11 protein-coding genes are annotated in these 15,531 nt (G+C 54.2%); 8 read left to right on the forward strand and 3 right to left on the reverse strand.

Translation table 11 applies throughout. The annotated features are described in order from the left end of the window. The first annotated feature begins 1 nt into the window (after window position 1). The 6 genes from QSJ10_RS05170 to pyrE are packed head-to-tail and all read left to right on the forward strand — an operon-like array spanning window position 2 to window position 7,305. On the forward strand, window positions 2-1,096 hold the full coding sequence (locus QSJ10_RS05170; protein ID WP_033016107.1) for a carbamoyl phosphate synthase small subunit: 1,095 nt from the start codon (window positions 2-4) through the stop codon (window positions 1,094-1,096). Then, window positions 1,089-4,286: a carbamoyl-phosphate synthase large subunit gene (gene carB / locus QSJ10_RS05175; RefSeq protein ID WP_053532304.1), complete on the forward strand. Its 3,198-nt coding sequence runs from the start codon at window positions 1,089-1,091 to the stop codon at window positions 4,284-4,286. Before QSJ10_RS05170 ends, carB begins: the two co-directional genes overlap by 8 nt. Beyond that, window positions 4,283-5,056: a dihydroorotate dehydrogenase electron transfer subunit gene (locus tag QSJ10_RS05180; RefSeq protein WP_049624358.1), complete on the forward strand. Its 774-nt coding sequence runs from the start codon at window positions 4,283-4,285 to the stop codon at window positions 5,054-5,056. The genes carB and QSJ10_RS05180 overlap by 4 nt, the downstream gene beginning before the upstream one ends. Continuing rightward, window positions 5,053-5,994, forward strand: coding sequence for a dihydroorotate dehydrogenase (locus QSJ10_RS05185; protein ID WP_033016100.1), 942 nt, complete (start codon window positions 5,053-5,055; stop codon window positions 5,992-5,994). Before QSJ10_RS05180 ends, QSJ10_RS05185 begins: the two co-directional genes overlap by 4 nt. Further along, window positions 5,966-6,685 carry an orotidine-5'-phosphate decarboxylase gene (gene pyrF / locus QSJ10_RS05190; protein ID WP_033016099.1) on the forward strand — a complete coding sequence of 240 codons (720 nt, stop codon included), beginning with the start codon at window positions 5,966-5,968 and terminating at the stop codon, window positions 6,683-6,685. Before QSJ10_RS05185 ends, pyrF begins: the two co-directional genes overlap by 29 nt. After that, a complete protein-coding gene (gene pyrE, locus QSJ10_RS05195; protein WP_033016098.1) occupies window positions 6,682-7,305 on the forward strand; it encodes an orotate phosphoribosyltransferase in 624 nt (207 codons plus the stop codon). The genes pyrF and pyrE overlap by 4 nt, the downstream gene beginning before the upstream one ends. A gap of 413 nt (window positions 7,306-7,718) precedes the next feature. On the opposite strand, the gene QSJ10_RS05200 is transcribed toward pyrE, so the two are convergent. From QSJ10_RS05200 to QSJ10_RS05210, 3 genes are all read right to left on the reverse strand, one after another. Beyond that, the gene (locus tag QSJ10_RS05200) at window positions 7,719-8,936 is read right to left on the reverse strand and encodes an RNA-guided endonuclease InsQ/TnpB family protein (protein ID WP_287135549.1); all 1,218 of its coding nucleotides are present in this window, start codon (window positions 8,934-8,936) and stop codon (window positions 7,719-7,721) included. Between the two features lie 80 nt (window positions 8,937-9,016). Continuing rightward, a complete protein-coding gene (locus tag QSJ10_RS05205; RefSeq protein ID WP_033016078.1) occupies window positions 9,017-9,577 on the reverse strand; it encodes a Uma2 family endonuclease in 561 nt (186 codons plus the stop codon). A gap of 248 nt (window positions 9,578-9,825) precedes the next feature. After that, window positions 9,826-11,565 carry an Rqc2 family fibronectin-binding protein gene (locus QSJ10_RS05210; protein WP_053532423.1) on the reverse strand — a complete coding sequence of 580 codons (1,740 nt, stop codon included), beginning with the start codon at window positions 11,563-11,565 and terminating at the stop codon, window positions 9,826-9,828. 314 nt (window positions 11,566-11,879) lie between these two features. On the opposite strand from QSJ10_RS05210, the gene QSJ10_RS05215 reads away from it, so the two are divergent. Next, window positions 11,880-14,552 carry a cation-translocating P-type ATPase gene (locus QSJ10_RS05215; RefSeq protein WP_033016076.1) on the forward strand — a complete coding sequence of 891 codons (2,673 nt, stop codon included), beginning with the start codon at window positions 11,880-11,882 and terminating at the stop codon, window positions 14,550-14,552. Window positions 14,553-14,640: 88 nt separating this feature from the next. Next, window positions 14,641-15,516, forward strand: a complete 876-nt coding sequence (locus tag QSJ10_RS05220) for a YicC/YloC family endoribonuclease (protein ID WP_053532424.1) — start codon at window positions 14,641-14,643, stop codon at window positions 15,514-15,516. The last annotated feature ends 15 nt before the right edge of the window (window positions 15,517-15,531 follow it).

Here is a 15,531-nt window from a genome sequence, read left to right on the forward strand (position 1 = left end):
CATGAAACGGCAGCTCATTTTGGAAGACGGTTCGTTTTTTGTCGGCGAAGCGTTTGGCAGCACGAAAGAGACGACCGGCGAAGTCGTCTTTAACACCGGCATGACCGGGTATCAAGAAATTTTGACCGACCCGTCGTATTGCGGGCAAATTGTGACGATGACGTATCCATTGATCGGCAACTACGGCATCAACCGCGACGACTTTGAAGCGATCCGCCCGTACGTGCACGGATTCATCGTCAAAGAAGCGTGCCTCATGCCGTCCAACTGGCGCGGCGAACTGACGCTGGATGAGTATTTAAAAGAAAAAGACATTCCGGGACTCGCGGGCATTGACACGCGCAAACTGACACGGGTCATCCGCCAGCACGGAACGCTGAAAGGAATGATTTGCGGGCTGGATGTCCATCCGGCGGAAGCAGCAGCCAAGCTGCGGGCGATGGAGTGGCCGCGCGACCAAGTGCGGCGCGTCTCAACAAAAAGCGCCTACCCAAGCCCGGGGCGCGGCGAGCGCGTCGTCTTGATCGACTTTGGGATGAAGCACGGCATTTTGCGCGAACTGAACAAGCGAAACTGCGATGTCATCGTGTTGCCGTACAATGCGACGGCGGAAGACGTATTGAGCTGGCATCCGGATGGGGTCATGCTTTCCAATGGACCGGGCGACCCGAAAGACGTGCCGGAAGCGATCGAGATGATCCGCGGGATCTTGGGCAAAGCGCCGCTCTTTGGCATCTGCCTCGGCCATCAGCTGTTCGCCTTGGCATGCGGGGCGAATACGGAGAAGATGAAATTCGGCCATCGCGGCTCGAACCATCCGGTCAAAGACTTGCGCACCGACAAAGTCGCCATCACGGCGCAAAACCATGGTTATACGGTCACGCATGAATCGCTTGCCGGCACGCGTCTTGAAGTGACGCATGTCGCCTTAAACGACGGCACGGTCGAAGGGCTCCGCCATCTCGATTTCCCGGCGTTTACGGTGCAATACCATCCGGAAGCGTCGCCGGGGCCGGAAGATGCGAATTCGCTGTTTGACGAGTTTTTGGCGCTCATCCGCCAGTTCAACAAGAAAGGAGAAGTCATCCATGCCTAAACGCCGCGACATTGAAACGATTTTAGTCATCGGCTCGGGGCCGATCGTCATCGGCCAGGCGGCCGAGTTCGACTACGCAGGGACGCAAGCGTGCTTAGCCCTAAAAGAAGAAGGATACAAAGTCATTCTGGTGAACTCAAACCCGGCGACGATCATGACCGATACGGAAATCGCCGATAAAGTCTATATGGAGCCGCTGACGCTCGATTTTGTCGCCCGCATCATCCGCAAAGAGCGGCCGGACGCGATTTTGCCGACGCTCGGCGGCCAAACGGGCCTTAACTTGGCGGTGGAACTGGCCAAAGCCGGGGTGCTCGAGGAGTGCGGCGTCGAAATTCTCGGCACGAAGCTTGAAGCAATCGAAAAAGCGGAAGACCGCGAACAGTTCCGCGCCCTCATGAACGAGCTTGGCGAGCCGGTGCCGGAAAGCGCGATTATTCACAGCTTGGAGGAAGCGTACGCCTTTGTCGAACAAATCGGCTATCCGGTCATCGTCCGTCCGGCGTTCACGCTCGGCGGCACGGGCGGGGGCATTTGCACGAACGAAGAAGAGCTTGTCGAGATTGTGTCAACTGGCTTGAAGATGAGCCCGGTGCATCAATGCTTGCTCGAGCGGAGCATCGCCGGCTACAAGGAAATCGAATACGAAGTGATGCGCGACGCCAACGAAAACGCGATCGTCGTCTGCAACATGGAAAACATCGATCCGGTCGGCATTCATACGGGTGATTCGATCGTCGTCGCCCCGAGCCAGACGTTAAGCGACCGCGAGTATCAGCTGCTCCGCAACGCGTCGCTTAAGATCATCCGCGCGCTTGGCATCGAAGGCGGCTGCAACGTCCAGCTGGCGCTTGACCCGGACAGCTTCCGCTATTACGTCATTGAAGTGAACCCGCGCGTCAGCCGCTCGTCGGCGTTGGCGTCCAAAGCAACGGGGTATCCGATCGCGAAACTGGCGGCGAAAATCGCCGTCGGGTTGACGCTTGATGAAATGATCAACCCGGTCACCGGGAAAACGTACGCCTGCTTCGAGCCGGCGCTCGATTATGTCGTCACGAAAATTCCGCGCTTTCCGTTTGACAAATTTGAATCGGCGAACCGCCGCCTTGGCACGCAAATGAAAGCGACCGGCGAAGTGATGGCGATCGGCCGGACGTTTGAAGAATCGCTGTTAAAAGCGGTTCGTTCGCTCGAGATCGGGGTGCATCATCTGGAATTGAACGAGGCGAAAACGGCCGCCGACGACGTGATGGAAAAACGGATCCGCAAGGCGGGCGATGAACGGCTCTTTTACATCGCCGAGGCGCTCCGCCGCGGGGTGACAGTGGAGACGCTGCATGAATGGAGCCAAATTGACCGCTTTTTCCTGCATAAGATTCAAAACATTATTGAGATGGAAACGGTCTTGAAAAACCACCCGGACGACCTTGACGTGTTAAAAAAAGCGAAGGGGCTCGGCTTCTCCGATGCGGCGATAGCGGCATTATGGAACAAAACGGAGCGCGACGTTTACGCGCTGCGCCGCCAGGAAGGCATCGTGCCGGTGTACAAAATGGTCGATACGTGCGCGGCCGAGTTCACGTCGGAAACGCCGTACTACTACAGCACGTACGAGGAAGAAAATGAATCGATCGTGACGGAAAAACCGAGTGTCATCGTGCTTGGTTCCGGCCCGATCCGCATCGGCCAAGGGATTGAGTTTGACTACGCGACCGTCCATTGCGTCTTTGCGATCAAACAAGCCGGCTACGAGGCGATCATCATCAACAACAACCCGGAAACGGTCTCGACCGATTTCAGCACATCGGACAAACTGTATTTCGAACCGTTGACGGCTGAAGATGTGATGCATGTCATCGACCTCGAACAGCCGGTCGGCGTCATCGTCCAATTTGGCGGTCAGACGGCCATCAACTTGGCGGCGGAACTCGAAGCGCGCGGCGTCCGCTTGCTTGGGACGACGCTTGAAGATTTGGACCGTGCCGAAGACCGCGACAAATTTGAACAGGCGCTCTCAGAGCTTGGCATTCCGAAACCGGCCGGCAAAACGGCTGTTTCGGTCGAAGAAGCGGTTGCCATCGCCGAAGAAATCGGCTATCCGGTGCTCGTCCGCCCATCGTACGTGCTCGGCGGCCGGGCGATGGAAATTGTCTACAACCGCGAAGAGCTGCTTCATTACATGGAACATGCCGTGCGCGTCAATCTGCAGCACCCGGTGCTCGTTGACCGGTACATCACCGGCAAGGAAGTCGAAGTCGACGCCATCGCCGACGGCGAGACGGTCGTCATTCCGGGGATCATGGAACATATCGAACGGGCCGGCGTCCATTCCGGCGACTCGATCGCCGTCTATCCGCCGCAAACGTTAAGCGATGACGTCATCGCAAAAATTACCGACTATACGGTGAAACTGGCGCGCGGGCTGCATATTGTCGGGCTGTTGAACATCCAGTTCGTCGTCGCAGGCAGCGACGTCTACGTCTTGGAAGTGAACCCGCGCTCAAGCCGCACGGTGCCGTTTTTAAGCAAAATCACCGGCGTGCCGATGGCGAATCTCGCCACGAAAGCCATTTTAGGGGCGAAGCTCGCCGACATGGGTTATGAGACGGGCGTCTGCCCGGTGCGCCCCGGCGTGTACGTGAAAGTGCCGGTGTTCTCGTTTGCGAAATTGCGCAACGTCGACATTTCGCTCGGCCCGGAAATGAAATCGACCGGCGAAGTGATCGGCAAAGACGTGACGTTTGAAAAAGCGCTCTATAAGGGGCTCGTCGCCTCCGGCATCCAGATCCAGCCGCATGGGGCGGTGTTGTTGACGGTGGCCGACAAAGACAAAGAAGAAGCCGTCGAGCTGGCGCGCCGCTTTGCCGACATCGGCTACCAGCTGTTGGCGACGAACGGCACGGCGGAAACGTTGAAAGCGGCCGGCATTCCGGTGACGGTCGTCAATAAAATCCACTCGGCGTCACCGAACATTTTGGATGTCATCCGCCAAGGGAAGGCGCAAGTCGTCATCAACACGCTGACGAAAGGGAAGCAGCCGGAAAGCGACGGCTTCCGCATCCGCCGCGAAGCGGTCGAAAACGGCATCCCGTGCTTGACGTCGCTCGATACGGCCCGGGCGATGCTGCAAGTGCTCGAATCGATGACGTTTTCAACGACAGCGATGACGGAAGGGCTGGTGCGCTCATGATCGGCCGCGAACGAATGACGGTCGCAAGCCAGCGGCGGATCGCCGAGCGGACGTATGAATTGACGCTTGCTGGTCGCCTCGTGCAACAGATGAAACAGCCGGGCCAGTTCGTCCATGTGAAGGTAGCGGCAACGGCCGATCCGCTTTTGCGCCGCCCGCTCAGCCTTTGCCATATCGATCGGGAGCGCGGACAGTGCACGATCATCTACCGCCAGGAAGGAAAAGGCACCGCGCTGTTGGCGCAAAAACAGCCGGGCGATGCGGTCGATGTGCTCGGCCCGCTCGGCAACGGCTTTCCGCTCGAGGCCGCGCCGGCGGGCGGCCGCGCGCTGCTGGTCGGCGGCGGCATCGGCGTCCCGCCGCTCTATGAACTGGCGAAACAGCTCACAAAGCGCGGCGTCAAAGTGGTGAGCGTGCTCGGGTTTCAAACGAAAGCGGCGGTCTTTTACGAAGAGGAATTTGCCGCGTTCGGCGAGACGCATGTCGCGACCGATGACGGCTCGCACGGAACGGCCGGGCGCGTCACCGATGTGATCGAAGCGCGTTCGCTTGAGTTTGACGTCTTGTACGCCTGCGGTCCGAAGCCGATGCTTCGGGCGCTTGCGGAACGGTTTCCGAACCGGCCGGTGTACGTGTCGCTCGAGGAGCGGATGGGCTGCGGCGTCGGGGCGTGTTTCGCCTGCGTCTGCCATGTGCCAGGGAGCGAGACGGCGTATAAAAAAGTATGCAGCGACGGCCCGGTGTTTCGGGCCGGGGAGGTGGTGCTATGAACCGGCTTGCGGTCGAACTGCCGGGTCTTTCGCTCAAAAACCCGATCATGCCGGCGTCCGGCTGTTTTGGATTTGGCCGCGAGTACGCCCGGTTTTACGATTTAAGCGTGTTAGGCGCCATTATGATCAAGGCGACGACAAAAGAGCCGCGCTTTGGCAACCCGACACCAAGGGTGGCAGAAACGCCGGGCGGGATGTTAAACGCCATCGGCCTGCAAAACCCCGGCCTTGACAAAGTGCTCGAAGAAGAACTGCCGTGGCTTGAACAGTTTGACGTACCGATCATCGCCAATATCGCTGGCTCGACGGTGGAAGAGTACGTCGAGGTAGCCGAAGCGATTTCCAAAGCGCCCAATGTCCATGCGTTAGAGCTCAACATTTCCTGCCCAAACGTGAAAAAAGGCGGGATTGCGTTCGGCACCGTGCCGGACGTGGCCGCGGAACTGACGCGGCTTGTCAAAGAAGTGTCCGCCGTGCCGGTTTACGTGAAGCTGTCTCCGAACGTCACCGACATCGTCGCGATGGCGAAAGCCATTGAACAAGCGGGCGCCGATGGCTTGACGATGATCAACACGCTCGTTGGCATGCGCATCGACGTGAAAACAGGCCGGCCCGTTTTGGCCAACGGCACCGGCGGCTTATCTGGCCCGGCGGTCAAGCCAATCGCCATTCGCATGATTTATGAAGTGAGCCAAGCGGTGTCGATTCCGATCATCGGCATGGGCGGTGTGCAAACGGCGGAAGACGTGCTCGAGTTTTTCTACGCCGGCGCGAGCGCGGTTGCGGTCGGCACAGCCAACTTCGTCGATCCGTTCGTCTGCCCGACGATCATCAACGACCTGCCGGCGCTGTTGGACGACCTCGGGATCGGCCACATTTCCGAATGCATAGGAAGGAGCTGGAAGACCGGTGCACACGCCGTTCATTGTCGCGCTTGATTTCCCATCAAAACAAGAGGTGGAGCGGTTTTTGCGGCCGTTTGCCGGAACGCCGCTGTTCGTCAAAGTCGGCATGGAGCTGTACTATCAGGAAGGTCCAGCCATCGTCGCGTTTCTCAAAGAACAAGGACATGCCGTCTTTTTAGACTTAAAACTGCACGACATCCCAAATACGGTGAAACAGGCGATGAAAGGGCTCGCCCGTGTCGGCGCCGATTTGGTGAACGTCCACGCCGCCGGCGGCCGGCGCATGATGGAAGCGGCGATCGAGGGGCTTGACGCCGGCACGCCAAGCGGCGCCGCCCGACCGCGCTGCATCGCCGTCACCCAACTGACAAGCACGGACGAGCGAATGCTTCATGAGGAGCTGTGGATTTCCCGCCCGCTTGTGGAAACAGTCGCCCATTACGCCGCCTTGGCGAACGAAAGCGGCCTTGACGGCGTCGTCTGCTCGGCGAACGAAGCGCCGCTCATCAAAGAACGGTGCGGCGCCTCGTTCCTCGCCGTCACCCCGGGCATCCGCTTTGCCGATGAGGCAGCGCACGACCAAGTGCGCGTCGTCACCCCAAGGAAAGCGCGTGCGCTTGGTTCTGACTACATCGTCATCGGCCGCAGCCTCACCCGCGCCGCCGATCCGCTCGGGGCGTATGCCCGCCTGCAACACGAATGGAACGGAGGAGAGAGAGAATGAAACACGACATCGCCGCCAAACTGCTTCAAATCGGGGCCGTCGCCCTGCAGCCGAACGAGCCGTTTACATGGTCTTCGGGCTTGAAATCGCCGATTTATTGCGACAACCGCCTGACGCTCGCTTACCCCGACGTGCGCCGCACGATCGCCGACGGCCTCGCCGAACTCATCCGCACCCATTTCCCTAAAGCGGACCTCATCGCCGGCACCGCAACCGCCGGCATCCCGCACGCCGCCTGGGTGAGCGAGCGGCTTGAGCTGCCGATGTGCTACGTCCGCAGCCAGGCGAAAGCGCACGGCAAAGGAAAACAAATTGAAGGCCAAGCCGAACCGGGCCAGCGCGTGGTCGTTATCGAAGACTTGATCTCGACGGGCGGCAGCTCGCTTGCGGCCGTCCGCGCCTTGAAAGAGGCGGGCTGCGAGGTGCTGGGCGTCGCCGCCATTTTCACATACGGGCTCGAAAAAGCGAAACAGGCGTTTGCCGAAGAGAATTTGCCTGCCTACACGCTTACGGACTACAACACCCTCATCGAAACGGCCGTTCGCCTTGGCGCCGTCAGCGAACACGATCTGGCGACATTGCGAAAATGGCGGGAGAATCCGGAGGAGTGGGGGAAATAAAATCAACGCAAGCGAAAAGGGGCTGACGCAAAAGCCCCTTTTTGATGAAAGTTCACCGAAGTACTAGGATTCTTTCTCCATTTTGACGACAAATCTTTTACTCATGCAAGCTTCTACAAGAAAATGGAAAAACATGTCGAACTTTGTCTGTTCCGAATGGCCGTAAAATTCAGTGTATCTTTAATGAAGCAGCCAATCACAGGTTTCTTCCACCTACACCCCAGCTGTAAATAGCAGCTTTGAAGGAACCACAGCGAATTGGAGTGGAACAATGATTTATCGGATCGCTTCAAACAGCTGTTGTTAGCAAACGGCACTTCCGTCAACTATGAATATGACGCGAATGACAAGGTTACGAATAATGTTTAATTTATTCAATTATATTAAAATCTTTTATTAAACATTATTCTTTGTTAAGCTACATTTAGCTTAACAGGGTGTAACCCTACACCCTCTACCCCATTGGCGAACGCCTTTGGGAATACTTTTCTCATGATGTTGTATGCTCCATTGACATCTGCGTTAATTAAAATACCTTTATTGGATTTAAATAAACCTCTCTTAATTCCTCTGTTCTTATCATAATTTTCTTTGATTGGAGCTTCGCCATCTAAAAACGATGTTCCACTTGTATATGATTCTTCTGTTAACACAACCTTAATTCCAACTTCTTCACATTTGTATTGTAATTGTTCAATAAACATATCATAAGGAATTTGAACGAACGCTTGATTTAATCGTTTCCCTAAATCAACCTCTTGTTTCCAATTATCATTTTTACCAATAACAATCGTATCAATATTATGCTTAACACACCAATCTACAACATATCTACTTGCTTTATGCATGAAGTCTTTAATTTTATTGTTTCGTTTTAATGTTAATTTTTCTAGTCTTTTACTCCAATTCAATCCATTTTGTTTCTTTAAAATACTTTGAAAATACGCTTTTTGTTTGTTGTAGTATTGATTTATGGATTTGACTCCTTTGCCATTAATAACAATCGGTGTTTCACCGATGTTATTTACCATAGTTACAAAGTTGTTTAATCCTAAATCAATACCTACAACACGATTACTTTCACGAATCATATTTGGAATTTCTTTTTTATAAACAACTTCAATTACGTAAATACTACCCTTTGGTACAATTCGCACTTGTTGCAATCCTTCAATAACCTTTGTTTTTAGTTTTAAATCAGTTTTTGGAAATTTAATATATCCATCTTTAATTTTGCATTGTTGATTAGTAAAAATCACCACATTACGCCCATTTTTCTTTTTATATTTAGGCAACTTTGGTTTACCCAAATATTTTTCTTTGTTTTTACTCCAATCCTTTATAGCCTTGAAAAATGACTTCCAGTTCTTATCTAGCAATCTTAATATTTGTTGCGATGTTTGAGCAGGTAATTCTTTATAAACTTGTTTATGTTTCAACATCTTATCTAATGAATTATAACGAATCCATTCATTGTTATTTATAAACTCTTGTCTAACAATGTAATTAGCATAATTGTAAAGATTTTTAGATTTGAAACATAAATCATTACAATAATGATATAAGTAATGATAGGAATTAATTTGATGTTGTTCAACTCTTGTTACTAAAATATTTATCGCCTCCTTCATTTATATTTTAATATTTTTTTATTATAAATTTTTAATATTCTATATTAGATTTAATTTATTTTTTGACTATACGGATATTTTTATTGAAAAAATAATCGCCTCGCCTCGAGAGAACAATCGGTAAATAGAAAAGAGATGATGGTTTCATTTTCCCCAAACGCTTCTCTTTTTTTAAAAAATCCATCTTCTAACCCAAATACTTCAATCGTTTTATACAAAGGGTCAACAATCCAATATTCTTTTACACCAAATTGTTCGTATAGTTTAAATTTTTCATTTCGATCTTTTAATGCTGTAGACGGAGAAAGAACCTCGACAATGAGTGTTGGTGCGCCTAAACAGCCGTTTGGTGTTAAGTTGTTTCGATTGCAAATGACAGAAATATCGGGTTGAACGACATGTTTTGCATATGTGTAGTCATCGTTTTCGGAGAGACGAACATCAAAAGGAGCAATGGCAACGTAGCAATCTTTATTTTGAAAGTACGAACGAAATGCGAACGATAGTTCCATAACGGTAAACTGATGCTCCCACGTTGGTGAAGGGCTCATGTTGTAAGCTTTTCCATCAATAAGCTCCCAACGCCCATCCCATTGAATATAATCGGCATACGTATACAGTTTGGATGGTTCTGGATTCATCGGATCTCCCTCGCTTTTTTCATTATTATACCATATCCAAAACGGCAACGATGATTGAAGATAACAAATTGCATTCGCGATGGCGGCTTGTGGTTGACTCGACAAGTTTGCAAAGCGGGCTGTCCGTAAGGCCAATGCAGCTGGTCTTACAGACAGCCCGCTGTCTTTTATGCGGCGCTAGACCGTTTCGGTTTGCGGGAGTTCGCGCGGATCGCCCGATGCCGTGTTGGGCGGCCATTGGGGCGCGTTTACGATGGTTTCGCCGCTTGTTCTTTTTGCCTCTGTTTCATGGTGCGGACGAGTTCTTCATCCGGTGTGACGTAGAGCGTTTGCTCGTTTTCGTAAATGACAAATCCCGGCTTGGCGCCGCTCGGTTTTTTTACATAGCGGATGCGCGTGTAGTCGACAGGCACGGAGCCGGAATGGCGCGCTTTGCTGAAGTAGGCGGCAAGATTCGCCGCTTCCAAGAGCGTCTCGTCAGACGGCTGCTTGTTCCGGATGACGACGTGCGAGCCGGGAATGTTTTTCACATGCAGCCAAACATCGTCCTTATGGGCCAGCTTTGTTGTGAGATAATCGTTTTGTTTGTTGTTTTTGCCAACGAGTATTTCCGTGCCGTCGCTTGCGACGTAGCGGTCAAGCTCGGGTGCGGTTGGTTTGCGCTTTTTTGCTCCTTTGGCCGCGCGCGGGCGCAAATAGCCTTGTTCAATGAGCTCGTCGCGGATTTCCTCGACATCTTTCGGCGAGGCGGTTTCAAGCTGGCTTAAAATCGTGTCGCAATAGGCGATGTCTTCTTTCGTCCGCTCGATTTGTTCTTGAACGACGGCGAACGAGTTTTTCGCTTTTTGGTATTTTTGAAAGTACTGTTGCGCGTTCTCGGACGGCGATTTTTGCGGGTCGAGCGGAATGGTGATGGTGCCTCCGTTTTCGTCGTAGTAGTTTGCGACCTCGATTTCCGTCATGCCGCGCTTTATGGCGTACAAATGGGCGGTGAGCAGTTCGCCGTACAGTCGATAAACGTCGGCTTTCTTTGCTTCTTCGAGCGTCTGTTCGAGCTTTAGGAGCTTTTTCTCGTTTTTCGCCTTTTCGTTCGCCATGAGACGCTCGATGTCATGAGCTTGCTGCTTGACGCGGTCGCGCTCGGCCTTGCCGAAATAAAAGCGGTCCAATAGCTCGCTTGCACTCGCAAACGGTTGGCCTTCGATTTTTAAGTGCTTAAGCGGCAAAACGTAAAACCATTCTTTTTCCACGTTCGTGTACATCATCGGGGCAAAGCGGCGGCCGCGCACGTCATCGATGAGCGAAAGAAAGCTTTTTGGCAGCGTCGTCCGGTTGGCGAGTCCAGCGCGGAACACCGCCTCATTGGCAAATAGCGGCGAAATGCCGCTGAAGGCGGAAACAAGCTGATGGGCGAGCTTGCCGGCGTGAAAGTCGATTTTTTTCAGCACCATTTCTTCCGTCGCCTCAAGCAGGTTCAGCTTGCCGTGCGTCGGTGGGGCGACGTACGGATGCCCGGGAAGCACCGTCCGGTAGCGGTTGACCGACGGCGGCAAATGTTTCAAGCTGTCGATGATCGTGTTGGTCGATGCATCAACGAGGATGATGTTGCTATGGCGGCCCATCACTTCGATGATGAGCCGCTTCGTCTGCAGATCGCCGAGTTCATCGCGGCCTTTTGCATCGATGATGATGATGCGGTCGAAATCGGCTTGGCGGACCGACTCGATGATGCTTCCTTCCAACTGTTTGCGCAGCCGCATGCAAAACATCGGCGGCTCGGATGGGTTGTTGTACGTTTCGTTTGTCAAATGGACGCGCGCGTACGTCGGATGCGCCGACAGCATCACTTTATGGTTATGGCCCCGGGCGCGCACAAGCAGCACGATCTCATACGCCGACGGCTGGTGGATTTTCGTGATCCGCCCGCCCGCAAGCGCCTCTTCGAGTTCACCGACAATGGCGTACGTAAACACTCCGTCAAAGGACATGGAAAACACCTTTCTATTTCGTTTGTTTGCTATTTCGATCTTACCATACGACCCGCCGTTTTGAACATTTCTTTGAATATTACCTGAAGACGGACGAAGATGCCCGACGAACATGTTGCATAAAATGGGGAGGCCCGCTTTTTTGACACGATTTTTTCCCTTATGGGGGAGATGGCGTGGCAAAGGGCCCCACGACTCCTTATGTTTGTGTCGCTAAACATCATGGCGGGGACTATCATTTTTTGGGACATGTATGAATAAGCATAGAGAAGAGGGAACAGCGTGCGAAAAAATGGAAGGACGGAGGGAGACAGATGCAATGGCATACGCTCGCGGCAAGCGATGTCGCGCACGAGACGAAGACGAATGTCAAAACCGGGCTTACGGCGGCGGAGGCGGAAAAACGGCTGCGGCAGTTCGGGTACAACGAGCTGGCGGAAGGGAAGAAGGAGTCGGCCATCGTTGTCTTTTTTCGCCAGTTTCAAGATTTTATGGTGCTTGTGTTGCTTTTGGCGACGGTGATTTCCGCATTTTTAGGCGAGTATGCGGATGCGGTGGCGATTGTCGTCATCGTGATCATGAACGCCATTCTCGGGTTTATCCAGGAGCGGCGGGCGGAAAAGTCGCTTGCCGCCTTAAAACGGTTGTCCGCTCCGCAAGCGGTTGTGTTGCGCGGCGGGGAGTGGGTGAAAGTCCCCACGCGCGAGCTTGTTGTCGGCGATGTGGTGAGACTTGCAAGCGGCGACCGGGTCGGGGCCGACATCCGCTTGATTGAGGCGGCCGGCCTGGAAATCGAGGAGTCGGCGCTGACGGGCGAATCAGTGCCGGTGGCCAAATCCGCCGCCCCGCTTCATACGAAACAGGCGTCGCTCGGCGATTTGCACAATATGGCGTTTATGGGGACGCTCGTGACAAGAGGGAATGGGGTCGGGATTGTCATCGCCACTGGGATGAAAACAGCGATGGGACAAATCGCAACGATGCTCGAAGAGGCGGATGCGGGGGCAACCCCGCTCCAGCGCCGGCTCGAGCAGCTTGGGAAAATTTTGCTTGTCGTCGCATTGGCGCTGACGGCAGCGGTCGTGGCCGTAGGTGTCATTCAAGGGCACGACCTGTATGAAATGTTTTTGGCTGGTGTGTCGCTCGCGGTCGCCGCCATTCCGGAGGGGTTGCCGGCCATTGTGACGGTCGTCTTGGCGCTTGGCGTGCAGCGGATGATCAAACGAAACGCCATCGTCCGCAAGCTTCCGGCGGTGGAAACGCTCGGCTGCGCTTCGGTCATTTGTTCCGACAAAACGGGGACGATGACGGAAAACATGATGACCGTCACGCAAGTATGGGCAGGCGGGCGGACATTTGCGGTAAGCGGCGTTGGTCTTGAAACGGATGGCGAGTTTTCTGAACGCGGCCGGACGGTTGATCCGAACCGCGTTCCCGAGCTCGCTCGCCTGTTGACAATGGGGGTGCTTTGCAATAGTTCGGAGTTGAAAGAGGAAAACGGCCGGCGTTACGTCGACGGCGATCCGACGGAAGGAGCGCTGCTGGTCGCGGCGGCCAAAGCTGGATTGGCGAAAGGAATGCTTTTGCGTGAGTACACGATCGAACAGGAGTTTCCGTTTGATTCCGAGCGGAAAATGATGACGGTCATCATTCGCGACCGGAACGGGCGGCGGTTCGTTGTGACGAAAGGGGCGCCCGATGTGCTGCTTGAGCGGGCGGACCGCCTGGAATGGAATGGGCGCGAGCAGGCGCTGACCCCGGCGTGGAAAGAGACGATTGAGAAGGCGATTCGCCAGATGGCGTCTTCCGCCTTGCGCACGATTGCCATTGCGTATCGGCCGCTTGCGGAAACGGAACGGATCGGATCGGAGAAGGAGGCGGAGACGAAGCTTCGGTTTCTCGGCGTCGCCGGCATGATCGATCCGCCGCGGCCGGAGGTGAAGCAGGCGGTGGCGCGATGCAAAGAGGCGGGGATGAAAACGGTGATGATCACCGGGGATCATGTGTTGACCGCAACGGCCATCGCCAAACAGCTTGGCGTGCTCCCGCCCGGCGGAAAAGTGATGGACGGGGCGACGTTATCGCGCCTGTCGGTCGACGAGCTCGAACGCGAGGTCGATAATATTTACGTGTTTGCCCGCGTCTCCCCGGAGCATAAGCTGAAAATTGTCAACGCCTTTAAGCGCCGCGGTCATATTGTCGCCATGACCGGCGACGGGGTGAACGACGCGCCGGCGTTGAAAGCGGCGGATATCGGCGTCGCGATGGGCCGGTCGGGGACGGAAGTGGCGAAAGAGGCGGCGTCGCTCGTGCTGCTTGATGACAACTTTGCGACGATTGAGGCCGCGATTGAAGAAGGGCGCAACATTTACGAAAACATCCGCAAGTTTATCCGCTACTTGCTCGCCTCGAACGTTGGGGAAATTCTCGTCATGTTGTTTGCGATGCTGCTTGCCTTGCCGCTGCCGCTCGTGCCGATTCAAATTTTATGGGTCAATCTTGTCACCGACGGTTTGCCAGCCATGGCGCTCGGGCTCGACCAACCAGAAGAAAACGTGATGAAGCGGCCGCCGCGCCGTCCCGATGAAGGGGTGTTCGCCCGCGGGCTCGGCTGGAAAATCGTAAGCCGCGGCTTTTTGATCGGCGTTGTTACGCTGGCTGCGTTTCTGACCGCCTATGAACGGAGCGGCGAGGATCTCGTTTACGCCCAGACAGCGGCGTTTGCGACGCTTGTGTTGGCCCAATTGATCCATGTGTTCGACTGCCGCTGCGATCGTTCGGTTTTTGACCGCAGTCCGTTCGGCAACATGTATCTCGTTGCAGCGGTGATCGTGTCGCTGCTGTTGCTGCTGGTCGTGATCTACTACCCGCCGCTGGCTGCCGTGTTCCATACGAAGCCGCTTGCGGCCGTCGATTGGCTGCTCATCATCGGTTTGTCCGCCTTGCCGACCTTTTTGTTTGCCGGCTCGCTTTTTACGAGAAAATAAAAGGATGGATATGTTATAATAAAAAAGGTGATAGAGGAGCGCTCTATGACCTTTTCTTTTTCATCAACGACGCAACGGATGTGATGGCATGGTTTACAGCATGACTGGTTTTGGCGCGAGCACGAAAAAAACGGATCGCTTGACGGTGGCGGTGGAAATGAAATCGGTCAACCACCGGTTTTGTGAAATTTCCATTCGCCTCCCTAGACAATGGCTCGTGTTTGAGGATAAAATAAAAAAAGCAATTTCACCGTACGTGCGGCGCGGAAAAGTGGAAGTGTTCGTCACGATCGCCGGAGAAGGGCTTGTGAAACGGAGCGTACATATCGATTGGGATTTGCTTGGCCAGTATTGGGCCGGAGTGCAGGAAGCCGCAAAGCGATTTGCCATTGACGGCAGCGTGACGGCGGCCGAGTTGCTTCGGCTTGATGGGGCCGTCGAAGTGGTGGAAGAGGAAGGAGCGAACGAGCAGGTCGAGCCGCTGCTTTTGGCCGCTGTCGATGAAGCGGCAAAGGAACTTGTGGCCATGCGCCGGCACGAAGGGGAGGCGCTGGCCGCGGATTTGCGCGCCCGTCTTCATGAAGTCGAAGCCGGGGTGGAAGTCATTGAGCAGCGGGCGCCGCTTGTAGTCGAGCAATACCGCGAGCGGCTTGCGCGCCGCCTGCGCGAATGGGCGCCTTCTCCGGTTGATGAAGCGCGGCTGCTCACAGAAGTGGCGGTGTTTGCGGAAAAGGCGGACATTCACGAGGAATTGAAACGCATCCGCAGCCATTTGGCGCAAATGACGGACGTCCTTGAGGCGGACGAACCGATCGGGAGGAAGCTTGACTTTTTGGTGCAAGAGCTGAACCGCGAAGTGAACACGATCGGCGCCAAGGCGAACGACAGCTTGATCGCCGCGCAAGTCGTTGAGATGAAAAGCGTGCTTGAGAAAATGCGCGAGCAGGTGCAAAATGTGGAATAACTGTTTAAAACGACT

Origin of the sequence: Geobacillus stearothermophilus ATCC 12980, from assembly GCF_030369615.1 — a bacterium.
GTDB classification, from domain to species: domain Bacteria; phylum Bacillota; class Bacilli; order Bacillales; family Anoxybacillaceae; genus Geobacillus; species Geobacillus stearothermophilus.